This window comes from Rhizobium mayense (assembly GCF_030272705.1).
Classification (GTDB): domain Bacteria; phylum Pseudomonadota; class Alphaproteobacteria; order Rhizobiales; family Rhizobiaceae; genus Rhizobium; species Rhizobium mayense.
Genome location: NZ_JARFYM010000002.1, coordinates 514,644 through 540,777 on the forward strand (window position 1 = coordinate 514,644; position 26,134 = coordinate 540,777).

The 26,134-nt window shown below is 60.7% G+C and carries 23 protein-coding genes and 1 pseudogene; 7 read left to right on the forward strand and 17 right to left on the reverse strand.

Going from position 1 to position 26,134, the window contains the following annotated elements:
- Window positions 1–24: 24 nt before the first annotated feature.
- Window positions 25–960, reverse strand: coding sequence for an ABC transporter substrate-binding protein (locus PY649_RS05085; RefSeq protein ID WP_285867098.1), 936 nt, complete (start codon window positions 958–960; stop codon window positions 25–27).
- Window positions 961–979: 19 nt separating this feature from the next.
- On the reverse strand, window positions 980–3,427 hold the full coding sequence (locus PY649_RS05090; RefSeq protein WP_285867099.1) for a xanthine dehydrogenase family protein molybdopterin-binding subunit: 2,448 nt from the start codon (window positions 3,425–3,427) through the stop codon (window positions 980–982).
- A gap of 252 nt (window positions 3,428–3,679) precedes the next feature.
- Here PY649_RS05090 and PY649_RS05095 point away from each other — a divergent pair, with 252 nt between their 5' ends.
- The 3 genes and pseudogenes from PY649_RS05095 to PY649_RS05105 all read left to right on the forward strand — a co-directional run.
- On the forward strand, window positions 3,680–5,314 hold the full coding sequence (locus PY649_RS05095) for a UbiD family decarboxylase (RefSeq protein ID WP_285867100.1): 1,635 nt from the start codon (window positions 3,680–3,682) through the stop codon (window positions 5,312–5,314).
- Window positions 5,315–5,529: 215 nt separating this feature from the next.
- Complete coding sequence (locus tag PY649_RS05100; RefSeq protein ID WP_285867101.1) at window positions 5,530–6,210, forward strand: GntR family transcriptional regulator; 681 nt, start codon at window positions 5,530–5,532, stop codon at window positions 6,208–6,210.
- 8 nt (window positions 6,211–6,218) lie between these two features.
- Window positions 6,219–6,815: pseudogene (locus PY649_RS05105) on the forward strand (UbiX family flavin prenyltransferase); the annotation flags it as partial.
- Here PY649_RS05105 and PY649_RS05110 read toward each other — a convergent pair.
- The 4 genes from PY649_RS05110 to PY649_RS05125 all read right to left on the reverse strand — a co-directional run bounded on the left by PY649_RS05110 (window position 6,803) and on the right by PY649_RS05125 (window position 10,030).
- A complete protein-coding gene (locus PY649_RS05110) occupies window positions 6,803–7,315 on the reverse strand; it encodes a TIGR02444 family protein (protein ID WP_285867103.1) in 513 nt (170 codons plus the stop codon). The pseudogene PY649_RS05105 and the gene PY649_RS05110 overlap by 13 nt on opposite strands.
- A gap of 145 nt (window positions 7,316–7,460) precedes the next feature.
- On the reverse strand, window positions 7,461–8,288 hold the full coding sequence (locus PY649_RS05115; protein WP_285867104.1) for an ABC transporter permease: 828 nt from the start codon (window positions 8,286–8,288) through the stop codon (window positions 7,461–7,463).
- Window positions 8,289–8,300: 12 nt separating this feature from the next.
- Entirely contained in the window at window positions 8,301–9,077 is a 777-nt protein-coding gene (locus PY649_RS05120) for an ABC transporter ATP-binding protein (RefSeq protein ID WP_285867105.1), read from the reverse strand.
- Between the two features lie 26 nt (window positions 9,078–9,103).
- Window positions 9,104–10,030 carry an ABC transporter substrate-binding protein gene (locus tag PY649_RS05125; protein ID WP_285867106.1) on the reverse strand — a complete coding sequence of 309 codons (927 nt, stop codon included), beginning with the start codon at window positions 10,028–10,030 and terminating at the stop codon, window positions 9,104–9,106.
- A 285-nt stretch (window positions 10,031–10,315) separates the two neighbouring features.
- Between PY649_RS05125 and PY649_RS05130 the strand changes: the two genes are divergently transcribed.
- From PY649_RS05130 to PY649_RS05140, 3 genes are all read left to right on the forward strand, one after another.
- Window positions 10,316–11,062, forward strand: a complete 747-nt coding sequence (locus tag PY649_RS05130) for an isochorismatase family protein (RefSeq protein ID WP_285867107.1) — start codon at window positions 10,316–10,318, stop codon at window positions 11,060–11,062.
- A gap of 79 nt (window positions 11,063–11,141) precedes the next feature.
- Window positions 11,142–11,957: an alpha/beta fold hydrolase gene (locus PY649_RS05135; RefSeq protein ID WP_285867108.1), complete on the forward strand. Its 816-nt coding sequence runs from the start codon at window positions 11,142–11,144 to the stop codon at window positions 11,955–11,957.
- A 47-nt stretch (window positions 11,958–12,004) separates the two neighbouring features.
- Window positions 12,005–12,967 carry an XdhC family protein gene (locus PY649_RS05140; RefSeq protein WP_285867110.1) on the forward strand — a complete coding sequence of 321 codons (963 nt, stop codon included), beginning with the start codon at window positions 12,005–12,007 and terminating at the stop codon, window positions 12,965–12,967.
- A 96-nt stretch (window positions 12,968–13,063) separates the two neighbouring features.
- Here PY649_RS05140 and PY649_RS05145 read toward each other — a convergent pair whose 3' ends face one another.
- A complete protein-coding gene (locus PY649_RS05145) occupies window positions 13,064–14,452 on the reverse strand; it encodes a uracil-xanthine permease family protein (protein WP_285867111.1) in 1,389 nt (462 codons plus the stop codon).
- A 426-nt stretch (window positions 14,453–14,878) separates the two neighbouring features.
- Window positions 14,879–16,015 (reverse strand): aminotransferase class I/II-fold pyridoxal phosphate-dependent enzyme, encoded by a 1,137-nt coding sequence (locus PY649_RS05150; RefSeq protein WP_285867112.1) that lies wholly within the window; start codon window positions 16,013–16,015, stop codon window positions 14,879–14,881.
- A gap of 138 nt (window positions 16,016–16,153) precedes the next feature.
- Between PY649_RS05150 and PY649_RS05155 the strand changes: the two genes are divergently transcribed.
- On the forward strand, window positions 16,154–16,828 hold the full coding sequence (locus tag PY649_RS05155; protein WP_285867113.1) for a helix-turn-helix transcriptional regulator: 675 nt from the start codon (window positions 16,154–16,156) through the stop codon (window positions 16,826–16,828).
- A 39-nt stretch (window positions 16,829–16,867) separates the two neighbouring features.
- Here PY649_RS05155 and PY649_RS05160 read toward each other — a convergent pair whose 3' ends face one another.
- The 9 genes from PY649_RS05160 to PY649_RS05200 form a co-directional block, all read right to left on the reverse strand.
- Window positions 16,868–18,148, reverse strand: a complete 1,281-nt coding sequence (locus tag PY649_RS05160) for a TRAP transporter large permease (protein WP_285867114.1) — start codon at window positions 18,146–18,148, stop codon at window positions 16,868–16,870.
- A complete protein-coding gene (locus tag PY649_RS05165; protein WP_285867115.1) occupies window positions 18,139–18,717 on the reverse strand; it encodes a TRAP transporter small permease in 579 nt (192 codons plus the stop codon). The genes PY649_RS05160 and PY649_RS05165 overlap by 10 nt, the downstream gene beginning before the upstream one ends.
- Window positions 18,718–18,846: 129 nt before the next feature.
- Complete coding sequence (locus PY649_RS05170; protein ID WP_285867116.1) at window positions 18,847–19,824, reverse strand: TRAP transporter substrate-binding protein; 978 nt, start codon at window positions 19,822–19,824, stop codon at window positions 18,847–18,849.
- Between the two features lie 223 nt (window positions 19,825–20,047).
- Complete coding sequence (locus PY649_RS05175) at window positions 20,048–20,929, reverse strand: amidohydrolase family protein (RefSeq protein WP_285867117.1); 882 nt, start codon at window positions 20,927–20,929, stop codon at window positions 20,048–20,050.
- A 107-nt stretch (window positions 20,930–21,036) separates the two neighbouring features.
- Window positions 21,037–21,942, reverse strand: coding sequence for a 5-dehydro-4-deoxyglucarate dehydratase (kdgD, locus tag PY649_RS05180; RefSeq protein ID WP_285867119.1), 906 nt, complete (start codon window positions 21,940–21,942; stop codon window positions 21,037–21,039).
- A 71-nt stretch (window positions 21,943–22,013) separates the two neighbouring features.
- Complete coding sequence (locus PY649_RS05185; RefSeq protein WP_285867120.1) at window positions 22,014–22,754, reverse strand: FadR/GntR family transcriptional regulator; 741 nt, start codon at window positions 22,752–22,754, stop codon at window positions 22,014–22,016.
- A 270-nt stretch (window positions 22,755–23,024) separates the two neighbouring features.
- Entirely contained in the window at window positions 23,025–24,080 is a 1,056-nt protein-coding gene (locus PY649_RS05190) for an LLM class flavin-dependent oxidoreductase (protein ID WP_285867121.1), read from the reverse strand.
- Between the two features lie 22 nt (window positions 24,081–24,102).
- Window positions 24,103–25,044, reverse strand: coding sequence for an ABC transporter substrate-binding protein (locus PY649_RS05195; protein WP_285867122.1), 942 nt, complete (start codon window positions 25,042–25,044; stop codon window positions 24,103–24,105).
- A gap of 82 nt (window positions 25,045–25,126) precedes the next feature.
- Complete coding sequence (locus tag PY649_RS05200) at window positions 25,127–26,071, reverse strand: ABC transporter substrate-binding protein (RefSeq protein ID WP_285867123.1); 945 nt, start codon at window positions 26,069–26,071, stop codon at window positions 25,127–25,129.
- Window positions 26,072–26,134: the final 63 nt, after the last annotated feature.

The following is a 26,134-nucleotide window of genomic DNA, read 5'->3' on the forward strand; positions in this document are numbered from 1 at the left end:
TCCCCTCCCTCGCTATTGTTCTTGTCATCGATTGCCGGTGGCGGCCTCGTAGTAGGAAAGGTCCAGATATTTTGCCGCGTCGGTCAGCACCTTGCCGCTTTTGCCGAAACGCGAGCGCAGATCGAGGACGCGCATCATGCCTTCGGGCAGGATCCTGGCGTCCGGTGTCAGGCCGGAGCGCGGCGACAGCAGGCTTGTCATGACCGACTGCAGGGCGGCCGGCTGGATTTCTGGCATCTTCGCCTGCAGGATTTGTTCGGCCTCGGCGCGGTTCTGCGGATTGAGCGTCCAGGCGAGCCCCTTGAGATAGGCACGGATGAAGGCCTTCACGGTTTCTGGATTGGCGCTTGCCCAGGACCGCCGCGCGGCGACTGAACCACCCTGGTAGCTGTCGAAGATTTCGGTCGAAAGCCCAAGTACGTTGAAACCCGCTTTGCGCGCGATGCTGGTGAATGGCTCGATGGTGAGAGTCGCGGCATGCTCACCGCCCTTGACCGACTGCCAGCGGTGCGGCGTCGCACCCACCGGTATGAAGCTGGTGTCTTCGGGCTTGAGACCGGCGCGCGCAAACATCTCGTAGAGAACGAATGCGAAGCCGGTGGAGAGCGCGTCGAGCGCGATCGTGCGGCCCTTGAGGTCGGCATAGGTTTTGACGTCGGGCACGGCAACGATCGCAAGTTCCAGCTGGGTCGCGCCCATGACGACGACGTAGTCCGGATTGACAGCGGCACCGGCTGGCCCTTGGCCTTCACCATAGGCGACGACATTGTCGAAGGCGGTAAAGATGATGTCGAACTCGCCGGCGGCCGTACGCTCTGCTTGCGCAACGGAGTTCGGCGTCAGTGTCAGTTCGATCGCAAGTCCCTCTTCGGCGAAGAAGCCCTTTTCGACAGCGGCGAAAGTCGGCAGGTTCGGAGCGCCCGGGAAGGCGATGGTGCGGACGGATTGAAGATCGGTCATGATCGAAAATGCTCCTGATTTACTCAGCGGCTATCGTTGCGTGATCTGGGCTGCCGGCTTGCTGGATCGCCGTCCAGACGGTGAAGGGTGTGAGCGGCATGGGTACCTGGGTGACGCCATAATCCTTCAGAGCGTCGATGACCGCGTTCGTCACGGTTACCAGCGCCGGCGTCGTGCCGCCCTCGCCGCCGGCCTTGATGCCGAGCGGATTGGTCGGCGAGATCACCTCGGCGATCTCGCAGTTGAAAGACGGCAGATTATCGAAACGGGGCATGCCGTAATCCATCAGCGAGCCGGCCAACGGCTGGCCGGTCGTGGGATCGATGGCGCAGAGCTCCCACATAGCCTGGCCGACACCCTGCGCGATGCCGCCATGAGTCTGGCCGTGAACGATCAGCGGATTGATGCAGCGGCCGACATCATCGATGGTGGAATAAGCTGTGATCTGCACGTGGCCGGTTTCGGGATCGACCTCGACTTCACAGACGGCGGCGCCGTTCGGGAAAACCGGCGTATGCATCTCATTGTCGCGGCCGACGCGGAGCGGTCCGGCCGTCGCGCGCGTCTGGCGGGCGAGGGCGAAGATGTCGATTGCCTCATTGGTACCGCTGACCTTGAAATACCCGCCCTCGAATTCGATCGATTCAACCGTCGTCTCGAACAGCTCCGCGGCGCGGCGGCGACCTTCGGCGAGCAGATCGGCGGACGCGATAGCCATGACCGTGCCGGCATGGCGCATCGAACGGCCGGAATGCGAACCGCCGCCGACGCTGACGATATCGGTATCGCCGAGCACGATCCAGACTTTCTCGACCGGCACCTGGATCATGTCGGCGACCACCTGCGCGAAGCTCGTTTCATGACCCTGCCCGCTCGGCTGCGTGCCGATGACGACTTCAACAGTGCCGTCGTCCTTGATCTCGATCTCGGCGCGTTCCTTCGGCGAGCCGATGGAGGATTCGACGTAATTGGCGAAACCGCGGCCGAGCAGCTTGCCGCGCCGCTTCGCTTCGACACGCCGGGCCTCGAAGCCGTTCCAGTCGGAAATCTCCAAGGCGCGGTCCATGTTCTTTTCGTATTCGCCGCTATCGTAGATCGAGCCGACGGCATTGGTGTAAGGCATCGCCGATGGCTGAATCAGATTCTTGCGGCGCAGTTCCAGCGGATCAAAGCCGAGTTCGCGAGCAGCGATCTCGACGAGCCGCTCGATCGCGTAGGTGACTTCCGGGCGGCCAGAGCTACGATAGGCCTGCGTGCACATGGTGTTGGTAAACACGGCGCGGGCGCGCAGCGCGGCATGTGGGATATCGTAGGAACCGGTGATCAGGCCCGAACCCTTGCTCAGCGGCGAAAGCGACACGCAGCGCATGCCGACATTGCTGAGATTGTCGGCTCGCATGGCGAGGAACTTACCGTCCTTGTTCAAGGCCAATTCGACTTTGGTGACGAGATCTCGACCCTGGTAATCCGTCAGGAATGCTTCCGAACGCGTCGCGGTGAACTTGACGGGGCGGCCGACCTTGCGTGAGCCCCAGAGTACGAGGCCGAATTCGACATAGGCGCGATTGCGCGCGCCGAAATTGCCGCCGACATCGAAGGAAAGAACGCGCAGGTTTTTCGGCTCGATGCCCAATACCTTGGAGAGTTCGCCCTTCTGCCGCACGGCGCCGCCGCTACCGGCATAAAGCGTATAACGGCTGGTCTCGGCATCGAAATGGCCAAGCGAAGAGCGCGGCTCGATGGTGACGGCCGTGACGCGATCGATGTGGAAATCGGCGCGGATGATGTGATCGGCCTTGGCGAAGGCGGCGTCGGTCGCCTCCCAATCGCCGAACTTCGTCTCGATGAAGACATTGTCGGGTACCTCGTCCCACACAGCCGGCGCGCCGGGTTCGGCTGCGGCCGCCGTGCCTGTGACATGTGGCAATTCCTCGTAATCGACGGCAACCTTTTCGGCTGCGTCGATGGCCTGCGCCGCCGTTTCGGCGATCACCATGGCTACGGCCTCGCCGACGTGGCGGGCCTTATCGTTCGGCAGAAGATAATGTGGACCGATGAACGGCTTGCCGCCGTCCGGTGCGGTAAGCTTCATATCGAACTTCGTCGACGGGACGGGACTGTGCGGCAGCGGCGCAATACCGTCGTCCAATATATCCTCGCCGGTCAGCACTGCCAGAACGCCTGGGCTTTCCAATGCTTCCGACTTGTCGATGCCGAGAATGCGGGCATGCGGGTAAGGCGAGCGCACCATGGCCGCGTAGGTCTGCCCGGGCAGGCTGAAATCGTCCGAGAAGCGGCCTTTGCCGGTGATGAGGCGTCCGTCCTCCTTGCGCGGAATCGGCTTGCCGACATGGCGAAAGAGCGCCTCCTGTACGAGCTTCATCTCCGGGGTCATTGAGGGATAGCTGATTTTTTCCTGTGCGTTCTCGCGATCAGTCGACACAGTTTGCTGGAGTAGGCTCGACATAAAACCCCTTCGATCCCGTTGACACTGTGCCTGGCGGCGCTCCGGTCGGTTTCGACCTTCATCGCCATCGGCACGCTGTTGCTCTTCGTCATAATGTATGACAGTATGGCGGTGTAATGCAATCGAAAAGACGAACGTTTTCGCGAGTACTTCTCGATTGAGCCTTTTCGCGAGCGTTTAGACAGACACATTTCTGCGGGAGGCGGCGACCAATTCGGGTTGCGGCGACGCATTTTTGGGAGCGTAATTTCCATGACGACGAAAGAGCAAAATGCTCCGCTGGATCTCCAGGAGCACCTTGCACGGCTGGAGGCCCGCGGGCTCCTGACGAAAATCCAGGTTCCCATCGACAAGGACAGCGAGTTGCATCCACTTGCCCGCTGGCAATTTCAGGGCGGCCTTCCTGACGAGCAGCGGCGCGGCTTTCTTTTCACCGACGTCCACGGCGCCAAGGGCGAAAAATACGACATACCGGTCGCCGTCGGCGTTCTCGCGGCCTCGCCGGCGATCTATGCCGCCGGCCTCGGAGTCGAGGAAGACGAGATCGGCGATGTCTGGGTTCGCGCCATGGAAAACCCGATCGATCCCGTCATGGTCGACGACGCCCCCTGCCAGGAAATCGTCATCACCGGCGACGCCTTGAAGGCCGATGGCGGCGGCCTTGGCAGCCTGCCGGTTCCGATCTCGACACCCGGCTTCGACAGCGCGCCTTATTTCACCGCAACGCTTTGCGTCACCCGCGACCCCGACAACGGCATTCGCAACATGGGAACATATCGTGCCGCACTGAAGGCGGAAGACCGCCTTGGCGTGCGCATGGCCAGCCGTCTCAGCGGCGCCGGCGGCTACCAGCACTGGCTGAAATACCAGAAGCGCGGCGAGCCCATGCCCTGCGCCATCGTGATCGGCTGTGCACCTGCCGTTCTCTTCACCGGTCCGCAAAAACTGCCGATCGATCAGGATGAACTCGGCGTCGCCGGCGGCCTGACCGGCAAGCCGATCCGCATCGTACGCTGCAAGACGATCGACCTCGAAATTCCCGCCGACGCCGAGATCGTCATCGAGGGCCTGATCGATACCGAGCTTCTGGAGCCGGAGGGGCCGTTCGGTGAAAGCCACGGGCATGTCGCGCTCGAGGACTTCAACATGTCGATGCGGGTGACGGCCATCACGCGCAAGTGCAAGCCGGTGCTGGTGTCGATCGTCAGTCAGGTAACCCCAAGCGAATCGAGCGTGCTGAAACGTGTTGCCTACGAGCCGCTCTTTCTGAACCATTTAAAGAAGGTACTGAACGTCAAAGGCATCAAGCGCGTCGTCATGCATGAACCGCTGACCAATATCCGCAAGGTCATCTTTCTCGAATTCGACCGCAGCGCGCCGCAATCAGAGATCTGGCGAGGCCTTCAGGGCGCCGCCACGCTGCAGGCTCAGTGCGGCAAGATCGTCATCGCGGTTTCGGACGATATTGATTCGCGCAATGCCGACGCCGTGTTCTGGTCGCTGGCCTATCGCGCCAACATGATCGACGACGTGCACATCACGCCCTATCGCTCCGGCGGCCACGGTCCGAAATCCGCCGCCAAGACCGCCGAGGGAACACTCCTGATCGACGCCACCTTGAAGGCGCCGATGCCACCGCTCGCCCTGCCGGCCGAACCCTATATGACCCGCGCCCGCAAGATCTGGGAGGATTTACAATTGCCGCGCCTTTCGCCGCAGCCGCCATGGCACGGCTATTCACTCGGCGACTGGAGCGATCTCTGGAGCGGTTTTGCCGACGCGGCCGTCACGGGTGATTGGCGCGCCACGGGCGAAAACACCTATGCCCGCCGCCAGGGCGGCATGAAGCCGGAGACGCCAGTGCGCGACTTCGAAAAGAAGCGCTGATCCCTAGGGCGGACGCTGGAAGAGCCGTGTGTCCGCCCACGGTCAGCTCGCAATGAAGGCGCTGGAGGAACAACGGAGGGGCGCAACACCTGCTCGTTCAATACAATCGCTTGACGGTGAATCGCTATTTCGCGCAATACAGTAGGATCGTCAGATCCTCCTTCGCGAATGTGGTTTGGCGCAAGATTGCGGACATGGTGTCAGCGGGGAATAAAATGAATACGACAGAACGCGAGGCCTTCGGGCCATTGAAACAAGAATCCGCTCCGCTGCGGAACAAAATCATCCAATCGCTGCGGCGGGCGATCGAAACCGGCTTCCTCGAGCCAGGCACGCGGCTGGTCGAAAAGGATCTGTGCCAGCAATTGAATGTTTCCCGCACGTCGTTGCGCGAGGCTTTGCGCCAGTTGCAGGCCGAAGGCATTCTGACCGACCTCAACGGACGCGGGCTCGCCGTCGTCACGGTGACGCCCGCGGATGCGGAAAACATCTACCGCATCCGCGGTGTGCTGGAACCGCTGATCGTCGAGCAGTTCATCGAGAACGCACCCGATTCGGAAGTGACCGCGCTGAAGGCGCAGAGCGAAAAACTCACGGCGGCCTATCGGAGCGGCACCGCCGAGGAGATCGTCGCCACCAAGCGCGATTTCTACGATCTCATCTGCACCGGTGCCCGCAATCCGATCGCGTTCGATCTCTTGAAAAAGCTGACGCTCCTGACCTCGCCGCTTCGTCGGCGCTCGGTCGTGCGACCGGAGCGGCGAAAGCAGAGCATCACGGAGATCCAGCGCATCGTCGGCGCCATTAGCGAGCGCGACAAGAGTGCGGCGCATGCCGCCGCGGAAACTCATGTCGCCAATTCCGCCCGCTCCGCACTGCACGCAAGCGACGGCTAGATTTTAACGCAGATACAGAAAGTTCGAAGGGCATGCGACGCATCATCATAGCCATCACCGGAGCTTCCGGCGTCATCTACGGCGTGCGTGCGCTTCAACTTTTGCGAGACGTCTCCGACATCGAAACGCACGCGATCATCTCGCCTTCCGCGCTGAAAACGGCGGCAGACGAAGTGGACATGAGCGCAGATGAGATTCGCGGTCTTGCCGATAAGCTCCACAATTATCGGGACATCGGCGCCGCCGTTTCTTCCGGCTCTTTCCGGACGGCCGGCATGCTCGTCGCTCCCTGCTCGATCAAGACGCTGAGCGGCATTGCCAATTCCTATAATGACGAACTGATCGTCCGTGCGGCGGATGTCTGCCTCAAGGAGCGCCGGCGTGTTGTGCTGCTGCTGCGTGAAACGCCGTTGCATGCCGGTCACATTGCCCTGATGGACCAGGCGACGCGTAACGGCGCCATCATCATGCCGCCGGTGCCGGCCTTCTACAACAGGCCGCAAACGATAGACGACATCGTCAACCAGACCGTCGGCCGCGCCCTCGACCTCTTCGACATCCATCTGCCGATCGTCAAGCGCTGGAAGGAAGATCAGGATATCTGAGGCGGCCGTCCCAGAAGCGGCAAAGCCTTGGCGATTGTCTCGATCGATGAAGATGCACGCTCACTGATATCTCCGCCGCGATAATAGCGGACGGCGACGGCCATGTTCTCGAGTGGGTCGGCACCGTCGGTCTTCGCGAGCGTAAGTCCCGCCGCCTCCAGCACGTAGAGCTCGATACGCTCAGCCGAAAGCTCGGCACCTTTGATCATATTGCGCAATGCTTCCGTCCGTTTGCCGGGCGCCGGCGCCGGTCCGGTTTTCAGGCGCCGACGCAGCGTTCGCAACGGAACCACCACTTCGTCGCGCCATGCGTCGACACTGGCAGCGATACGTTCTAAATCGTCGGCGGGCAGCGGGACGGAGCGAGTCCCGAGCCAGGCCGCAAATAGCAGCACGGGGACATCGACATCGCTTTCGTCCTGAAGGCAAAGGCAAGCATCCGACACGCCCGCCGCTTCATAGAGGGATACGGAAAAATTCCATAGATCCGGTCCAGGCATCGACATTCTTCCCCACCACACGTCCCCATGCCTTCGACCGGAAGAGCATGGTGGCAAATAGATCTGTCCCACGGCAAAAAGCCGCCGAAAATCCCCGGCAGCGGCTTTTCTATTGTTCCGAAAAGGCAGGAATGGGCGCCCCGCATCAGGCCGCGTCATGGCCGGCGATTTCGCTCTGCCACGGTGCAACGATCTTCTCGAGCCAACCGACCAGCGCCGTCAGCGCCACGGCGATAACCATGATCAGTACGATCGGCACGAACATCTCAGCCGTCTGGAAAGCATTCGCCGAGGTGATGATGATTCCGCCAAGCCCGGAGATCGCCGTCTGGAATTCGGCGATGACAATGCCGATGACGGCCTTGCCGATGCCGAGCCGCAAACCGGCCATGATGTAAGGGATCGTCGCGGGCAGGACGATGCCGCGCATGATCTGCGTTTGCGGGGCGCAAAAGGCTGTGCCGACCTCGATCAATGTCCTCGGTACGGCTTTCACGCCGAACCAGGTATTGAGACAGATCGGAAAGAAGGACAGCAGAAAAACGATAACGGCCTTGACCATGAAGCCAAGACCGAACCACAGGATCATCAACGGCACGAGAGCGATTAGCGGGGTCGCATAGCCGGCGGTGACATAGATGCCGAAAGCCGATTCCAGAAAGCGGTAACGTCCGAGCAGCAGGCCGACAGGAATGCCGATGATGGCGGCGGCGACATAGCCGGCCGCAAAAGGCTGGCTGCTTTCAATGAAGGCCTGAAGCAACCGCCCATCCCGCATCATGTTAAGAAAGGCGACGAAGATGGCGCTCGGATAGGTGCCGAGCAAGGGATTGGCGCTGCGGCCGAAATATTCCCAAAGCGCGACCGCGATGACGACCGATATGGTCGTGATCATCCAGCCCGGCATCGACCAGCGGACGTTGTCGCCGGCGGACGTTTTCGAAACAGTTCTTCCTGCTTCCGTTGTCGTCATAATTCCTACTCCTTAGGCGGCCTGCCGTTCGCTGTCGTGCAAGGCTTCCCAAATCATGGTCCGTTTCCGCGAATATTCCTCGGACGTGCGAACGGCGCGCATATCGGCCCGATCACGGCCGAGTTCGACCGGGATGATCTGTCCGATAGAGCCTTTGCGCATGACGACGACGCGGTCGGCCAGCATGACCGCCTCGTCGAGATCGTGCGTGACGATGATGATGGTTTTGCCGGTCTTGGCGTGAATGGACAGGAGCTCGCCATGCAGCGTTTCGCGCGTCTGCGAGTCCAGAGCGCCGAAGGGTTCGTCCATCAGTAGCACCTCGGGATCGATGGCGAGCGCCCGCGCAATGCCGGCGCGCTGCTTCATGCCGCCAGACAGTTGATGCGGCCTTCGCGTGCGAGCATGACTGAGGCCGACGAGTTCAAGATAATGGCCGGCAGCGCGAGACAATTCCGGCTCCTTGACGCCCTTCATCTCCAAGCCGTAGCCGATATTGCTCAGCGTGTTGCGCCAGGGCAGCAGTTCCGCATGCTGGAATACCATGCCGCGATCGTAGCCGCAGCCCGAGATCGGCCGGCCAGCGACCCGCACCTGACCCGACGTCGCCGTTTCGAGGCCCATGATGATCCGCAGCAAGGTGGTCTTTCCACAGCCGCTCGGGCCGATCAACGCGATGATCTCACCCTTCTCGACACCGAACGAGACACCGTCGAGGGCGCGCGCGAATTCGACGCCCGAACGTGTGCGAAATGATTTGACGATGTTCTGCACCTCCAGATGGGCCATGCAGAGTCCTCCTTGGGTGGATCGGCTTATTTCTTGACGGTCGCCAATGCTTCCATACGAACGCTGTCGTCGACGAAGTTGTGGACATCGGCCTTCTGCCGCAGGGCGCCGAGGCGCACCATCTGATCGTCGGTCCATTGTAAATTGTCGAGGGGGATCGCCAGATCCGTCGCAATCGCATTATATTTGATGGCCTCGTCATAGATGAATTCCGCCGTCTTGTCGCTGTCGGGCAGATGGGCGACCTTGCGGGCGAGCGCGATCATCGCGTCCTTATTGTTGACTGCGTAAGTCAACCCTTCCATTTCGGATGCGAGGAAGTTCACCATGTCCTGACGGCGTTGCTTGATCTTGGCGCCCGTCGTCATGATGCAGACCTTGACGAATTTCGGCGTCACTTCCGCACCTGCCAGCAGCGGCTTGATGTTGAGCGTGTCCGCGCTGACCGCAAACTCGCTGGAGCTGGCGGCGGCGGAGACAACGCCCGAGCTTATCGCACGCACGCGGTCGGCGCTGCCGCCGGCATTGGCGTATCGCACATCGCTGCCGGAAATGCCGACCGCCTCAAGTGCAAGCTGGCCGAACAGCGCCGGAAGCGAGCCGGGGGCGGAGACGCCCACCGCCTTGCCCTTCAGGTCGGCGGGCGTTGCAATATTCTTGGCGGCGAAGATCGTGTAGGTCATGCCCGGCCAGTTGCAGCCGATGATCTTGATGTCTGCATGCTGATGCATAGCAGCGAAAGCAACGACGGGGCTCGCTTCAAAACTATCCAGCTCTCCGGCAATCAGAGCTTTCAGCGCCGTCGGGCCGCCGGTGAATTCCACCATGTTGATATCGAGATTGCGCTTGGCGGCAAAGCCGCCTTCGGCAGCCTGGAACAGAAATCCGGAATCGCCTTTCGCTTCGACGATGCCGTGTTTCCACACATCCGCGGCATACGCGGTCCCTGCCATCAAAGCACCTGCAACTGCAAAAAAGCCACCGCGAATAAACGTTTTCGCCAACATAAGCATTCTCCTCCCACAGGCGCAAAGCGCGCGGATCACCTGACCAACTACGAACTCTCAGCCCGTTCACCACCCGCTTCAATTCGATGTCATCTTGTCATAGTGTATGTTTGCCATACAAACATAACTATGTCATAAGTCAAGTCCGCGGACCGAATGTTTCCGGACGGGCTTGGGCAATGTGTAGGTCACAAAGCGTTCCGGGCTGTCTTTTCAAGGGAGAGAGAGAACATGGGCGAGAGAATTTGGGACAAATTTCTGACAGAGCGGGACAAGGCCGTGTTCGAGCTTGCGGGCTACGGCGTGCGGCAAGGTTTTGGCAAAAGGCCGGCCCTTTTGGTCGTCGACGTCAACTATGCCTTTTGCGGTGACCGCCGTGAGCCTCTATTGGAATCTGTCAAGCGCTGGCGCCAGTCCGGTGGTGAAGCCGCCTGGGACGCGCTGCCGATCATCCGCAAATTGATCGACGTCGCCCATGACCGCGAATTGCCGGTCATCTACACCACTGGCGTCCGCCGGGCCGACAATTGGGATGCCGGCGGCTGGGCCTGGAAAAACGGCCGCAGCGGCGAGAAACCGGCCGGTACCAACCAGGACGGCAACGAGATCATGCCGCAAATCGCTCCCAGCCCGCAGGATCTCGTCATCTACAAGCAGAAGCCAAGCGGCTTTCATGGCACGAATCTTGCCAGTTACCTCACGCTGCTTGGCTGCGATAGCCTGATCGTTGCCGGGACAGCGACCAGCGGTTGCGTCCGCGCGACCGTCGTCGATGCCTTCAGCTACAATTATCGTGTGACGATGGTCGAGGACGCCTGTTTCGAGCGATCGGAAGCCAGCCACGCGATCGCGCTGTGCGATCTCAATGCCAAATATGCCGACGTGATCGATAGCGAAGAGGTCCTCGCCTTCATGGAGGGCCTGCCGCGCGGCATGTTCAACCTGCCGAAGGGGCCAGCACGGAAGGCGGCCGAATAGGATTCCGTCGCGGGCGGACCCCGAAAAATCCGCTGCCGCGGCACCAGCATCTCCCATGTTCATACAGGAATAGACCGACATGACCTCCCAAGCGACACATTTCGAATTCGCCACGACCCGTGACGGCACCCGCATTTCCTATCAGCTCGTACCTGGCAACGGTCGCGGCCGCTGTGTGCTGGTGCATTCGCTGGCGATGGACAAAAGCTTCTGGAATTCGACCGTGGCTGCCCTTGCCGGCGCTTATGACGTTCTGGTCCTGGATTGCCGCGGCCACGGCAAGTCAGACAAGCCCAAAGGTCCTTACAGCGTCGAACAATTCGCCGATGACATCGCCGACGTCATGGATCATGTCGGCTGGACTTCGGCCGTGGTCGCTGGCGCATCCATGGGCGGCTGCGTCACCCTGGCATTTGCCGGGCGGCACCCGAAACGGATCGATGGGCTCGGCCTGTTCGACACAACCGCCTGGTACGGCGAAAATGCGCCGGAAGCCTGGGCCGAGCGCGGCAACAAGGCGCTGAAGGAAGGCCTTTCCTCGCTCGTCGGCTTCCAGAAAACCCGCTGGTTCGGCGATGCCTTCCGAGAAGCGAACCCCAAGATTCTCGACGCCGCCATCGAGGTCTTCCTGGCCAATGACCTGCCGGCCTATGCCGCCACATGCGCCATGTTGGGTGCAGCCGACCTGCGCGCCTTTCTGCCGAAATTCGATTTCCCCTGCGAGATCAGGGTCGGTTCCGAGGACTACGCCACCCCGCCGGAGATGGCAAAATACCTCGCTGACCACATTCCCGGTGCGAAGATGGAAATCATGGAAGGCGTGCGGCACTTCTCGCCTCTCGAAGTCCCCGCGGTGATCGCCGACGCGCTCAAGACGCTTGCAAAAGCGGCCTGAAAACAAAGGTGCTGTCGTGGCCGTTCGATAGGACAAGGTCTGGCTTCATGAAAAATGCTGACGGCAGTTGGGAAGCGTTCGACGATTACGTGCTCGATTTCGCGCTGGAGCGGATGCGCCTCGGCGAAAAGGTTGCGCTTGTCACGCTCGTGAAGATCGAGGGTTCCTCACCCCGGCCCGTCGGCGCACAAATGGCCGTGTCCGAAACCGGCGAATGGGTCGGCTATCTCTCGGGCGGCTGCATCGAACGCGCTGTGGTTGCCGAAGCCATGGAGGCGATTGGCGAGGGCAAGAACAGAACCGTCCGCTACGGGCGCGGCTCGAAATATATCGATATCCAGCTCCCCTGCGGCAGCGCCATCGAATTGGCCTTCGATGTCGAGACGAAAGAGGCAGACCTCGCCGCCATCGACGCGCGGCTGACGAAGCGATTGTCGGCGGTCATGAAAGTCCCCATGCCGGATACTGCCGGCAACGAATCGACGCTACGGCAATATCAGCCGAGAAAGAAATTGATCATAGCGGGTGTCGGCCCGGCGGCAGTGCAACTGGCGCGCATGGCGACGATCGGCGGCTTCGATGTCGCGGTCTGGTCCTATGACGAAGCTACGCTGCAACGCCTGGCAACCCACATGATAAAAACAGTTGCGCTTACCGGATCGAAACATCCTCCCAGGATGGAAGCCGATGCGCGGACGGCCATCGTTTTCATGTTCCATGACCATGAATGGGAACTGGAGATAATGCCGTCCGCGCTCGGCACCGATGCCTTCTATGTCGGCGCGATGGGCAGCCGCGCGACACATCGCCTGCGGGTCCGCCAATTGGCGGAACGAGGAATTTCTGAAGCCCAGATCGACCGGATCCACGGACCCGCCGGCCTTTTTGCCGGCAGCAAGAGCGCCGCCGACATTGCGCTCTCGATCCTGGCCGAAATCATGCAGCCGGCTCAAACCCACGAGGCGTCGAAGCCAAGCGCCGGCATGCCGAGACAGGATACCGCCGCATAGAACTATCGATTAAGGGCGGGATGCGTTTCCCTCGCGTCCTGACGATTGAGGCCGGCCACCGATGTGCCGGCCTCAATTCGTTTCAAAGGCGTGGCCTCAATGTCCGGCCCGACCGCCGCTGACGACTGCCTTGGGCTGCTTCGCTCCACCGACAGCGATTTCCCGCGCCGGAGCCGCCGAACAAAGCAGTGAATGCAGAACGACCAGCGTCAGCCCGCCCGAGATCACCGGCTGCTGCAGGATCATCTGCAGCACCAGCGGCATGGCATGCAGTGCATCGGGCGTCACGAACAAGCCGCCCAGTCCCACCAGAAAGGCAAGGCCGGCCGCAATCAGCCGACGATCGTCCCACTCGACCTGCGCGAGGATATGGACTCCGTGCATGAACACGATGCCGAACAATAGCGTCGCCGCAGCCGAAATGACCGGCAGGGGAACGACGACCAGCAACATGTCGAACTTGATGCAGCCGCCGAAAATGATCAGCAGCAGCCCGGCCGCCAACGTCGCATAGCGCGATCCAACCCGCGTCGTCCGCAGCATGCCGATATTGTCAGGATAGACGATGGTGCTGAAGCCGCCGAACAGGCCAGCTACTACCGAGCCTATACCGACGCCGAAAATGCCTTCCGACATGCGTCCGGGCGTAAGCTTCTCTCCACCCCAGTCCGCCACCGTCTGATAGAGCGCCATGGAGCCCATGCCGGCGGGAATGAGCACCAGCAGGAAGACAATGACCAGATCGAGACGGACCCCGTAGCCGAAGGGGAAAAGCTTCGGCTCCACGATGAAAGGCGCCGAGACGACGGGCGCAAGCGAAATGGGGCTGAACAGAGCGTAACACAGCGTGCCGAGCGCCAGACCGATGAGAATAGCGACGCGGCGAAACCGCTTGCCACCCCACAGCATGGCAGCGACGATGCCAACAACGGCAACCGCGCCCGACAGCAGGTTGATCGTGGGAAATCCGGGGCTCGTCGGCTGGCCGATCCAGTTCGGCAAGGCCACGCTGGCGATCTGGATCATGATCAGCATGACCATCATGCCCGAGATGATCGGCACCCTCAGGAAGCGCGCGAAAATGCCGATGACGCTCCATCCGCGGATCGGCAGGCTCAATACACACCAGATCAATGAGGCCACGAAGAATGAGCCATAAGCGACGCCCAGTCCGCCGCTCTGCAAATGTCCGACCGTGAGCAGTGCCGCGAAGCTGCCGGCATACGGCCCCTGCGCGATCGGCAGCCGCAACAGGATGATCGACTGCAGGATGGTGATGATGCCGCAGACGATAAAAGTCATGCCATAGAGATAGGCAATCTGGTCCGCCGGTAGATTGAAAGCCCGGCCCATGATGCCGGGGAAAACGAACATGCCAGTCATGCCGAACACGTTCTGCATGCCAAGAAGCACGAATTGCGATGGTGTCAACCGCCCATTGATACCGATATCGAATACACCTTGCGCTGCGGGCTGATCAGACAAATTTCTTACCTCCATAACCATTCCCCTGCCCGCCGCGCCACACCGCGTCCCCCGCAGGGTCAAAACCTTCCACGGTGAAGCATCGAATAGCTCTTTGCTACACCGTCAGTTGGTACGATTGTCATACAATATGTCTTTTCTCAAGAGGGCATAGTCAGCTTTATAAGTCTCCCGGTCTTTTTGGGTGGTACTGTAGGACGGCGTAGCTGCCGAGCTATGGCGACAGAGCTGCAGCGCCAGCCTCTCGCTGACACTTATCGCTGGAGGGATCTTAAGTCCCTTGCTGGCTCAAGGAGGGCCGTTGCCATCGGAGGGTGTCATCGTCGTACCGCCCGGTCGATGGTTCAGGGCAAATGGCAGACCGCAATGCGGGTTACGCCGGAGCAGAGCTCACGGGAGAGCCATGGTGTCCCGGTCGGTCGTATCCTATTGACCGTTTCGCAGGAGGTAGGAGCGCATCGCCGCGATACCTTCTTCGATATTGGCGCGCCCGAAGCCGATGCGAAATCGGTTATCGGGCGTCGGGTTGAGTTCGGAGCGATAGATGCTGGCTGGCAGCAAAAGCACGCCCGCGCTTTCCACGAGATTGCGTGCGAAATTTTCCACTCCATCGGCGCCTTTGTAGCGTGGATAGCCGACGCAGCCGCCGTCTGGGGTATACCATTCGAACAACCCCTCGAATTCTTCGAACAAGGCCTTCAGCTGGCTGAGGTTGCCGGCGACCAGGCGATTGTTGCGTTCGAGGATTCTGCCGGCATTCTGCAGCGCGATCTTCGCCAGGCTTTCGCTTGGAGCGGCGTTGCAGATCGAAATATAGTGCTTCATCCGCTCCATGCGGGAGATCACGGCGCGGTCCCGGCAAGCGATCCATCCGATACGCAGGCCGGGAAGCCCGTAGGCCTTGGACGTCACCGCGAGCGAAAGACCGCGTTCATAAACATCGGCCGCCGCCGGAAGCTGCGGTTTGCCGTCGATGCTCAGGCCGCGATAGACCTCGTCGCTAAAGAGCCAGATGCCATGTTCGCGGCAGAGTTCCACCAAGGCATCGAACCTGTCCCTTTCAAGGATCTTGCCGGTCGGGTTGTGCGGAAAATTAATGGAAATCAGCTTCGTATTCGGCCGGATTGCCGCCCGCACCGCACCAATATCGAGCGACCAGCCGTCGGCCGGATCGAGCGCAACCCCGGAGGCTTCGCAGATACTGAGCGGCACCGTTTCGGCCGACTGGTAATTCGGCGTCACCACGATCGCATGGTCACCCTTTTCGAGGAGGACATGCATGGCAATGTAAATTCCCTCGCCCGCGCCCGCGAAACAGAGAATATCCGCGGGCTCCATCTGTTCGTACAGGCCGGTAATGATCTCTCGTAGTTCCGGATCGCCAAAGGTTTCCGTGTAGCCAAGCCATTGGCTGTTGAATGCCGCCTGCTGCGCCGCCGTCCCCATCGCCAGAAGCTCGTCCATCGTCATGCTCTGTGCATCGGACGCCGTCATGTGATAGCGCGCCGTGAACTCCCATTTCGAGAAATAGGTCTCGAGCTTGAAATCGGGCAATGCCGGCATGACGGGTTTCTCCAACTTGGGACTGTGATTGGATCGCCGCAGGGCGGGCGAGAAGATCAGAGACGTCAGGGTAGAAGTGTGTTGACATTTTGTCAAATACAGAGATTTTGTAGCGTCACAAAGTTAGGAATGCCGCAAATGTCAAAGAAGGTCGCCGTTAACGCCAAGGAGCCAGCCTCTGAGGAGGATGTGCTGCGTTTTGCGTCCGTTGCGGAGGCGATCGCGATGCTGCTCAAGCCGCATGCGGAGGTGGTCATCCATGATTTGAAGACGGCGAAGATCGCCTATATCGCAAACAATATCTCGCGGCGTCAGGTCGGCGGCTCTTCGTTGACCGACCTCAAGGATATCGGCTCGCTCGACGCGGACGTAATCGGACCCTATCGAAAGACCAATTTCGACGGGCGACAGCTCAAGTCCGTAACCTCGGTCCTGCGCGAAGGAAACGGGGCACCCTACGGATTGCTGTGCATCAATTTCGATATCGAGCCGATGGAATTGGCGCGCGACGCGCTGAACATGCTGACCGCATTTCAGGGTAGCGGCAAACAACCGCCGGCGCTCTTCCAGACGGACTGGCAGGAAACCGTGAATGCTGCGATCGCGGACTTCCTTGGCGAACGCGGGCTCGCGGCCTCGGCGCTTGCGAAGGAAGACCACGCCGGTCTGGTGGAGGCCTTGGAACAGGAGGGTTATTTCGCGATCCGGAATCTCGTTCCCTATCTGGCGCGGCTGCTCAGAATCTCGCGCGCGACCGTCTACAAGCATTTGCGGGAAGCCAGACAGAAAAAAGTGCGGGCCAGGGCGACTTGACCCTGGCCCGGTGATTGGCGCGTGAAAAGGCCTTTCGACCTACCGGAAAAGATCCTGAATGAACATGGAGGTTTCCGGGATGAGGGTAACGATCATGAGCGTCGTCCAGAGAGCGACCATGAACGGCCAGATCGAGCGTATCACCTTGCTGACGGGCACTTCGCCGATGGCGCAACCGAGATAGAAGGCGGCGCCGACCGGCGGGGTGTTGAGCCCGATGGTCGAATTCAACAGTACGATGATGCCGAACTGCACCGGATCCATGCCGTACTGCGTGACGATCGGCAGGAAGATCGGTGTGCACACTAGGATATGCGCGGCCATGTCAAGGAAAATGCCAAAGATGAATAGCGCTATGTTGACCAGGATGAAAATCACCCATGGCTGCGTACTGATATGGCTGAGCGCCTCACCCACCATGTCGGCCACGCCGTAGATGCTCATCAGATAACCGAACATCGTCGAGATGCCGATCAGCAGTAGCACCACACCTGTGGTCTTGGTGGCCTTCGCCACCGCCTTCAGAAAGTTTTCAAAGGACAAGCTGCGATAGACGAAGATCGTCAGCAGCAGTGCGTAGAGGACCGCGACTGCACCGGCTTCCGCCGCGGTGAAGACGCCGGACAGAATGCCGCCAACGATGATGACAATGATGAAGAGGCCGGGAACGGCCGCTGCGAGACTGCGCCAGACTTCGGTCCAACCCGGAAACTCACCCCGGCTGTAGCCGCGCGACCGCGCGACAAAATAGGCAGTCAGCACATTGGCAACTGTCAGGAGCAGCGCGGGAATAGCGCCTGCCATGATCAAGGCGTTCATCGATACGAGGCCGCCGGCGGCAAGCGAATAGATGATCATATTGTGGCTCGTCGGCATGAGCGCGCCGACGAGCGATGAATAGGTGGTGACGTTGACCGCATAATCCGCATCGATCCCCTCCCTTTTCATCAGGGGGATCAATGCCGAGCCCATCGCGGACACGTCTGCGACCGGCGAACCGGAGACGCCGCCGAACATGGTGCAGGCTACGACGTTGGTCATGCCGAGGCCGCCGCGCACATGGCCGACCATTGCCTTGGAGCTGCGGATGATCCGGTCGGCAATGCCGCCGTACATCATCAGCTCGCCGGTGAAGATGAAGAACGGAATGGTGAGGAATGAGAAGGTGCCCATGCCCGACGCCATGCGCTGGAACACGACGGCCAGCGGCAGCCCTTCGTAGAGCACCGTGGCGATCGACGACAAGCCGATGGCGAAGATGACCGGCATGCCGAGCACCAGCCCGCCCACGAAGGTTGCGCAGAGAATGATCAATGCCATGAGGGGATAACCTTGATTTTCAGGACGGCGGCGACGATCCGCTCGACGGCGAACAGGGCAATGAGGACACCACCGGCCGCCAAGGGCACATAGCTCCAGGCCTGCGAAATCGGCAGGCCGGGATTGATGTAGGGTGCCATCTCAATGCTGAGTTCCGCGCCGCTCCATGCCATCGACAGGCCGAAGACGATCATGCCGAGATAGACAATGACCTCGGCGGCCATGCGAACCCTTTCGGGCGCGAAGTTCAGGAGCGAGTCCATGCCGATATGGCGTCCGTCGCGCACACCGACCGCGGCCGCCAGGCAGGTAACGTAGAGAATGACCACGAGCGCGAAGATTTCAGTCCAGGCCGGGGAGTCGTTGAGCACGTAGCGCCCGAAGATCTGATAGAGAACGGCAGCAACGATCAGGATCGTCCCGACGACCGCAATCATGAGGCAGATGCGCGAGAGCCACGCATGGAAGGCGAAATAGGCGCCGAGCAAGCCTGTGGTGTTGGTGGTGGTACGGACCACTTGCGAACGCGCGGCTGGATCTGCCGGCAGTGCATGCAAATGCGCGCCCATTGCTTATCTCCTCAGATTGACAATGTGATGCTGATTTATCGATCACCTCCTTTTCGTCGTCCCCCGGACGTCGGATGCAGGCGATCGCAGGCGGCGCGGGGGCGCATCAAGCGCCCCCGGCAAACTTCGTTACTTCGTTGCCTTGATACGAGTGATCATATCCTTGAGCGCCGGATCGGTGACGAATTGGTCGTAGATCGGCTGCATGGCGGCTTCGAACGGCGTCTTGTCCAGCGTGATGACCTCGACGCCGGCCTGCTTCACCTTATCCTGCGAGGTCGTTTCCATCGCGTCCCAAAGCTGACGCATATAGACGACGGACTGCTTGGCGAGCTTACGCACCAGCGCCTGCTCTTCCGGAGTGAAGCTGTCATAGACGCGCTTCGACATCAGCAGGACATCCGGAGCCATCGAGTGTTCGCTCAGCGAATAGTACTTGGCGAGCTCGTAGTGATGGAAGTTGTAGTAGCTCGGCCAGTTGTTTTCCGCACCGTCGATCAGCCCCGTCTTCAGGCCGGTGAAGACCTCGCCCGTCGGCATCGGCGTAGCGTTGGCGCCGAGCGCCTTCATCATCGCGACCCAGATGTCGGACTGTTGCACGCGGATTTTCATGCCTTTGAGGTCCTCCATCTTCCGCACCGGCTTGGTGGTGTAGAAGGAGCGGGAACCTGAATCGTAGAAGGCGAGGCCGACGAGACCATGGGCGTCGCAATCCGCCAGGATCTGGTCGCCGATCGGTCCGTCGAGAACCGTGCGCATCTGGGCCTTGTCATGGAAAAGGAACGGCAGCACCGGCACCATCATCGCCGGGCAGATGGTGTTCAGCGTTCCGGAATTGACGCGGATGAAATCGAGAGCCCCGAGCTTAACCTGCTCGATGGTATCCTTCTCGCTGCCGAGCTGCGAATTCGGAAAAACCTTGATCGTATATTTGCCATCGGTCGCCTTGCTGAGCTCATCGCTCATATACTGCACGGCCTTGACGGTCGGATAATCTGGCGGCTGTACGTCGGCCGAACGGAACTGACGGGCCTGTCCCGTCGTGAACGTGCCGAGCGCAAGAAGGCCGGCGAATGCGGTGGTGATAATTCTGGTGCTGCGCTTCATTGTTTTCCCTCTCTCCTAATCACAAAACAAAAATGACTGCCCGCTTCCTTGCCTGGGGATCCAAGTCATGGCGGGGCTGAAAACATTGGTTATTTCTGGAATGCCGAGTTCGGCCCGGACGGCGCAGCAAGAGCGCAGCCGCTTTGGGCTCCCAAGATGCCGGCGATATTCATTATCTCCCCTCCTCCACCAAGGCCGGAACCTCCTCGTCCCGGCCGAAATCTCATTGCACTGCGCCCCGGAAAGGCGCGAAACCAAACAGCGCCTCGGGATTGTCGACCAGGGCAAGCCTCAGGGCGTCGGCACTCGGCAGCCAGCCGAGCACGGTGTCCGCGAGCGTTGCGTCGTCAGGATAGTCAGCATTTTGCCGCGCCAGATTGTGAGGCCAGTTCGTGCCCCAGATGATCCGCTCCGGCGCATGCGCAGCCACGTCGCGCGCGACGGCGGCAATATCCTCGTAAGCGGGCCCACCGCTCTTCGAGGATTCGTAGCAGCCAGCGAACTTGAACCAGCAATTGCCGTTGTCGATCAGCCGCTTCACCGCCGCGACCTGCGGGCTGTCCGCCGTCACCCCGGAAAAGAACTTGCCGTGATGATCGAGCACCCAGCGGGATTTCAGCCGCGCCAGCCGGGGCTCATGCTCAAGAATGTGGCTGCCGTCGAATTGCACTGCCAGCATCCAGCCACGCGCGCTCGCCCGGTCATCGATGGCTTCTAGCGCATCCAGACCGATTGCGCCGCCCGGCAGGTCCATGATGCGCGCGCCGACGACGCGCACCTCCGCGAGCCTGTCGAGCTCGGCCTCCGGCGTCTCAGCATCGATGACGGCGACGCCGCGAGCGATGTCGCCCATCTCGGCAAGGCAGGCATAAAGATTGCCGTTGTCGCGCTGGTGGGCATTGCCCTGCGTGATGACCACGCGGTCGATACCGAGCCAGCGCATCACCTGGCGATATTGATCGGGTGTGGGCAGACTGCCAGCCGGCAGATCCGGGCCGCCGGGTTGCGCAGGAAAACCGGGCAGATACATGTGCATCTGCGTGTCTATCGTTCCCTGGGGAAGGACCGCGCGAGGCGGAATGCCTGATAGTGCGCGCACCAGCATTTCACTTGTCCTCCGTACGAAGTGCCAGCGCCGCGTCGCAGACAATCTCAGCCGCGCGCAAAGGCCACCGGTAATCGCGACGATATGAACGGGCGGTCGTCATTGTCTCACCGCTTCCAGGGCGCGATGAGCTTGTCGAGCATGGCCTCTTCCTCGGCGGTCAAATCATCGAGAGGCGGCCGGACCCCTCCGGCTTCGAAGCCCTGAAGCCTGACGCCGGCCTTGATGGCAGCGACCGCATAGCCCTTGCGGCGGTTGCGGATGGCCATGAAAGGATAGAAAAAGTCCTTCAGGATCTTCTCACAGTGCGCACGCTCGCCGGCGCGAAGCGCCCTGTAAAACTCGACGGCAAGCGCCGGCACGAAATTGAAGACGGCCGAGGAATAAGTGGTGAATCCGGCCCCGAGATAGGCTTCGGCGAAGAGTTCGGCTGTGGGCATACCACCAAGATAGGTCAGCCGGTCGCCGAGCGTGGCGGTGATCTGGCGCACCCCGCCGATATCGCCGGTGCCGTCCTTGAAACCTACGAGGTTCGGACATTCGTCGCAGAGGCGCTTCAGTGTATCGACCGAAAGCACCGAATTATCGCGGTTATAGACCATGACGCCAATATCGACCGATTGGCAGATGCGCTTGACGTGGGCGTAAAGCCCTTCCTGGGGCGCATCGATCAGATAGTGCGGCAGAAGCAGAATGCCGTCAGCACCGGCTTTTTCGACCGCCTGCGCCAGCTCGACTCCGACATGCGAGCCGAAGCCGCAGCCGGACACGATGGCCGTCTTGCCGGCCGCCTCCTTGGCTGCCCTGACGATCGTCGGGATCTCGTTTGGCGACAGAGAGAAGAACTCGCCAGTGCCCCCGGCAGCAAACAGCACCGGCGCATCATAACTGGAGAGCCACTCGATGTGACGCTGATAGCTGTCGGAGCGGAATTTCTCCTCCGCATCGAAATGCGTGACAGGAAAAGACAACAGGCCCGCGCCCAGCGCAGCCTTGGTTTCTTGCGGCGTCATCAGGAATTCCTCTTCTGCCTCCTCAGGCAGAAGTTGTCATATATGTATGACTTATCCCTGTCAATAACTCATCATATGGGTTTGCGCTGTTCGCGCAGAAGCGCGCGATAGCGCTCCTGGCTGCCCCGCAGATGCCTGCGCATCGCTTCCCGGGCGCCTTCTTCATCGCCGTTCGATATCGCGACGACGATCTGGCGATGCTCCTCGTCGATCAAAAGGATGTAGGCATCCTGATCGGCCTCGAGCTCTCCCTCGCGCATGGCGGCGCGCGGGATGATTCGAGGCCCGATCATCGCAAGGAACTCCCGAAAACGGGAATTGTTCGTTGCCTCTGCTATAGCAAGATGAAGAGCAAAATCGGCTTCGCTCGTCGGAGCCCCCGCGTTGAGACACTCCCGCAGCGCGTGATGCCGCTCGAAGATCGTCTCTTCCTGTGCTGGCGACCGACGTAACGCGGCAAGCCCGGCAGCCTCTACTTCCACGGCGGTTCTGAGCTCCAGTAGCTCGATAACGGACGAAACGCGAGCCTGGTCCAGATTGCCAAAAGAGAGAACTGGCGATGTCGGCTGCTCCAGCACAAAGACCCCGGCGCCCTGCTGCGCCTCGACCAGGCGGTCGGCTCTCAGCGCTGCAATTGCCTCGCGCACGACCGTACGGCTGACACCATGGGCCTCGGTGAGCTGCGATTCGCTCGGCAGTTTGCTCCCCGGCGGAAACTGTCCGGTCGCAATGGCCCGGCGCAGCGTATTGCTGAGACGCGCAACCAGTGTTTGCGACTTAGTTTCCGTCTGCGACTTTGGCTGAATGGCCACGTCGGCACCTCTTTTGATGGGCTTGGATTGTGAGAAAAACACTGCGCGAAGTCGTATGTCAAGTTGATGTCAATACATGCAACTCGGCGAATTTGTAAACGAAAAATGCCAGCTTGTATGATGAGTTTGTTTAGCAAGCGAGCCCGTGAAAATAAAGGGGTGATTGATGCGGTCGCGCCAGGATATGTCCAGATCTCAGGTGTGAGGGCTGAGGTGTGCCATGCGGACGGGACGAGCGCAACGGGCTTCCAGCCGATGCGTGACGGCAACTCAGGCGTACCGTCTTTCCTCTCCGCCCGGCGCGGTTGAGGGTGCGCCCGACCAGCCTAGCTCCGGCGCGATCCGCGTGACGAAGTCGTGGAGGATCTGGCGGTATTCCTCGTGTTCAAATTCGTAAGGCAGTTCCAGCCGCAACTCATTGACCTCAGGCAGCACCGGATCGGCAAGGAGCCGTTCCAAAATTTCGTCCGAGGAACCGACGATGTCGCGAGCAAACAAGGTACGCTTCGCGCCTTGCGGCGACAGAGTTCGCTCGTAGCGGCCGGCAGCATAGTCCTGATACCGATGGCGCGTGGCGGCATCGGCGCTATCGAAAGGCACAATGACGCGCCCAAGCGCGACACGGCGCCGAGGACCGGCGGCAGCACGAAAGGTTTCGACCAGCCGCGATTGGGCGACGAAGAAATCATCCGTTCCCTCGCCCGTGATGACATTACCGGTCAACAGGTTGAAGCCGTTGCGGCCCGCCCACTCGGCCGAGCGCTGAGATCCGCCGCCATACCAGATCCGGTCGATCAGCCCCTTGGCATAGGGCTGCAGGCGCGGTCGGATCGGGCCGAAAGGCGTCTTGATGAAGGTCTGCTCATCGCCGAGATGCGTACCACGCAAATTATCCGCAAAGCGCAGGACGCGATCATGGGAGAAATCGTTGCTCGTCCAGTTACCGTCGAAGACCAGCGGCGCGATCAGATCGGCATGCAGCGGACGTCCGGCGCTGACGCCGATATTCAGGCGCCCGCGCGACAAAACGTCCACGGTCGCAAGATCCTCCGCCAGTCGGTAGGGACTCTCATAGCCGATCGGTATAACCGCCGTTCCCAACTGGATCCGGCTGGTGCGCTGTGTTGCCGCCGCCAGGAAGGCGGCGCCCGATGAAATACCGGGCTCCAGATGCCGCTGCCGGACCCAGGCGCTATCAAAACCCAGCTCTTCCCCATATTGCAGTTGCTGGAGCGTCTGCTCCAGCCCCGACAATGGATCGTCGTCCGGATAGTTGCCGGGGGTGAGGAAACCGATATGGCTGATGGATATCTTGCGGCCGCCCATGCTTTAGCTCCTGTCGACGCCTTCAATATTTCGGCAGGCCGGGCGGATTGGTCTCCGATTTCGGCAACGCTTCCTCCGCCAGATGCCAGTGATCGAGAATCTTCCCGTAGGTTCCGTTGGCGATCAGGTCATCAGCAGCGACGGTCAACGCATGGGCCAAGCCGCTTCCCTTGCGCGTCGTCACCGCCACATCCGAGCGATCCGGCCAACCGGCGCTCAGCGTGCCGACGCTTTTGATATTCTTGTCGCGGGCGGCGATGTAGACGAGTTGCGCGTGCGGCTGCACGATCACATCGGCGCGGCCGGACGCGAGGGCCAGCAGGCTTGCGGCATCGTCGTCGTAATATTGCAGCTCCAGCGGTTTCAGCCCGGCCGCCACATTCTCCTTACTCCATTCGAGCAGGATGCGCTCCTGATTGGTGCCGGCGCCGACGATGAACCTGAGGCCGGCGGCATCCTTCGGCTCCTTGATCGAGCCGATCTTGCTGTCCGACTTGACGTAGATGCCGTGCAGGCCCGGCCGATAGGTGGAGAAATCGAACTTCTCCTTGCGCTGCTCGGTGACGCCGACATTGGAGATGACGGCATCGTATTTGCCCGACGTGAGACCCAGCGGCCAATCGATCCAGGCGACCGGCACAAGTTCCAGCTTTAGCCCAAGACTATCGGCGATGGCATAGGCGATATCTGGGTCGGCACCGACCACGGTCTTCGCATCGGTCGCATAGGTGGCGAGCGGCGGCCCGCCGGGTGCGACGGCAACCGTGAACGTGCCCGGCGTGACGAACTTGAAATCCTTAGGGATAGCGGCAACCGCCGTCTCATCCCGCCCGGCGTGAATGCGGCCCGGCTGCTCGGGGCTCAAGTCGAAGGTTAGATCATCGGCACGGGCCGCGCCGAAGGACGTCAGCGCCGTCATCATCAAAACGAATGAACATGCCCGGATGGCCGGTATGCCTGTCATGGGAGTCTTCTCCATATCCTGTCGTTATGAAGGGCCGGCTCCGCGCGAAGCGCGAGCCGGCCGCTGGTCGGGTCAGGGCTGACTACGAACCGCTTTTTGGCAGGCCGGGCGGATTGGTCTGCGACTTGTCGACGGCCTCGGAGCTAAGGCTCCAACGCTTCAGCACCTCGCCATATTTGCCGTCCTTGATCAGGTCGTTGAGCGCGATGGTCACCGCATCGGCAAGACCGGCACCCTTGCGCGTCGTCACGGCGATCTCGGCCGACACTGGCCAGCCGCCGCTGACGGTACCAACCAGTTTGGTCGTGCCCTTGATGGATGCGCTGTAGGCGAGCGTGGCGTTCGGGTTAAACTCAACATCGGCGCGGCCGGACTGGATCGCCAGATCGGCGGCGGCACGATCGTCGTAATATTGCACCTCGATCGGCTTCAGCCCGGCGGCGACATTCTCCCGATCCCATTCCAGGATGATCTTCTCCTGGTTCGTGCCGGCGCCGGTGATGACCTTGAGGCCAGCGACATCCTTCGGCTCCTTGATCGAGGTGATCTTGCTGTCGGACTTGACATAGAAGCCGAGAACATCCCTCCGATAGGTGGAGAAATCGAACTTCTCCTTGCGTTCCTCCGTGACCGTCACGTTGCTGATGACTGCATCATATTTGCCGGAGGAGACGCCGAGCGGCCAGTCCTCCCAGGCAACCGGCACGAGATCGAGCTCAAGACCGAGCGAATCCGCGAGCAATTGCGCGATCTCGGGATCGGTGCCAACGACCGTCTTGGCGTCGGTAGCATAGGTCGCGACCGGCGGATCCCAAGGGTTGATTGCCACGGTGAACTTGCCGGGATTGACGAATTTGAAGCCGGGCGCAATGGCCTTGATCGCCGCATCGTCCTTTTGGGCGCGGACACGGTTCGACGTGTCCGGGCTAAGGTTGAACTTTTCCGCCGCGTGCGCGGAGCCGAGGCCGACTGCGGCCAGGGCGACAATGCCGGCCACCAAAGATTTCGTTTTCCTGAAGACAGTCATGTAACTTACCTCTTCTTCACTTTATGGTTGTAGTTGCGTTTACTTTCTTCCTCTCGCGAAGGG

What these genes read in the sequence shown, in the direction of transcription:
- PY649_RS05085 (WP_285867098.1), bottom strand. Translation starts at nt 960, where the DNA reads ATGACCGATCTTCAATCCGTCCGCACCATCGCCTTCCCGGGCGCTCCG.
- PY649_RS05090 (WP_285867099.1), bottom strand. Translation starts at nt 3,427, where the DNA reads ATGTCGAGCCTACTCCAGCAAACTGTGTCGACTGATCGCGAGAACGCA.
- PY649_RS05095 (WP_285867100.1), top strand. Translation starts at nt 3,680, where the DNA reads ATGACGACGAAAGAGCAAAATGCTCCGCTGGATCTCCAGGAGCACCTT.
- PY649_RS05100 (WP_285867101.1), top strand. Translation starts at nt 5,530, where the DNA reads ATGAATACGACAGAACGCGAGGCCTTCGGGCCATTGAAACAAGAATCC.
- PY649_RS05110 (WP_285867103.1), bottom strand. Translation starts at nt 7,315, where the DNA reads ATGCCTGGACCGGATCTATGGAATTTTTCCGTATCCCTCTATGAAGCG.
- PY649_RS05115 (WP_285867104.1), bottom strand. Translation starts at nt 8,288, where the DNA reads ATGACGACAACGGAAGCAGGAAGAACTGTTTCGAAAACGTCCGCCGGC.
- PY649_RS05120 (WP_285867105.1), bottom strand. Translation starts at nt 9,077, where the DNA reads ATGGCCCATCTGGAGGTGCAGAACATCGTCAAATCATTTCGCACACGT.
- PY649_RS05125 (WP_285867106.1), bottom strand. Translation starts at nt 10,030, where the DNA reads ATGGCAGGGACCGCGTATGCCGCGGATGTGTGGAAACACGGCATCGTC.
- PY649_RS05130 (WP_285867107.1), top strand. Translation starts at nt 10,316, where the DNA reads ATGGGCGAGAGAATTTGGGACAAATTTCTGACAGAGCGGGACAAGGCC.
- PY649_RS05135 (WP_285867108.1), top strand. Translation starts at nt 11,142, where the DNA reads ATGACCTCCCAAGCGACACATTTCGAATTCGCCACGACCCGTGACGGC.
- PY649_RS05140 (WP_285867110.1), top strand. Translation starts at nt 12,005, where the DNA reads ATGAAAAATGCTGACGGCAGTTGGGAAGCGTTCGACGATTACGTGCTC.
- PY649_RS05150 (WP_285867112.1), bottom strand. Translation starts at nt 16,015, where the DNA reads ATGCCGGCATTGCCCGATTTCAAGCTCGAGACCTATTTCTCGAAATGG.
- PY649_RS05155 (WP_285867113.1), top strand. Translation starts at nt 16,154, where the DNA reads ATGTCAAAGAAGGTCGCCGTTAACGCCAAGGAGCCAGCCTCTGAGGAG.
- PY649_RS05160 (WP_285867114.1), bottom strand. Translation starts at nt 18,148, where the DNA reads ATGGCATTGATCATTCTCTGCGCAACCTTCGTGGGCGGGCTGGTGCTC.
- PY649_RS05165 (WP_285867115.1), bottom strand. Translation starts at nt 18,717, where the DNA reads ATGGGCGCGCATTTGCATGCACTGCCGGCAGATCCAGCCGCGCGTTCG.
- PY649_RS05170 (WP_285867116.1), bottom strand. Translation starts at nt 19,824, where the DNA reads ATGAAGCGCAGCACCAGAATTATCACCACCGCATTCGCCGGCCTTCTT.
- PY649_RS05175 (WP_285867117.1), bottom strand. Translation starts at nt 20,929, where the DNA reads ATGCTGGTGCGCGCACTATCAGGCATTCCGCCTCGCGCGGTCCTTCCC.
- kdgD (WP_285867119.1), bottom strand. Translation starts at nt 21,942, where the DNA reads ATGACGCCGCAAGAAACCAAGGCTGCGCTGGGCGCGGGCCTGTTGTCT.
- PY649_RS05190 (WP_285867121.1), bottom strand. Translation starts at nt 24,080, where the DNA reads ATGGGCGGCCGCAAGATATCCATCAGCCATATCGGTTTCCTCACCCCC.
- PY649_RS05195 (WP_285867122.1), bottom strand. Translation starts at nt 25,044, where the DNA reads ATGACAGGCATACCGGCCATCCGGGCATGTTCATTCGTTTTGATGATG.
- PY649_RS05200 (WP_285867123.1), bottom strand. Translation starts at nt 26,071, where the DNA reads ATGACTGTCTTCAGGAAAACGAAATCTTTGGTGGCCGGCATTGTCGCC.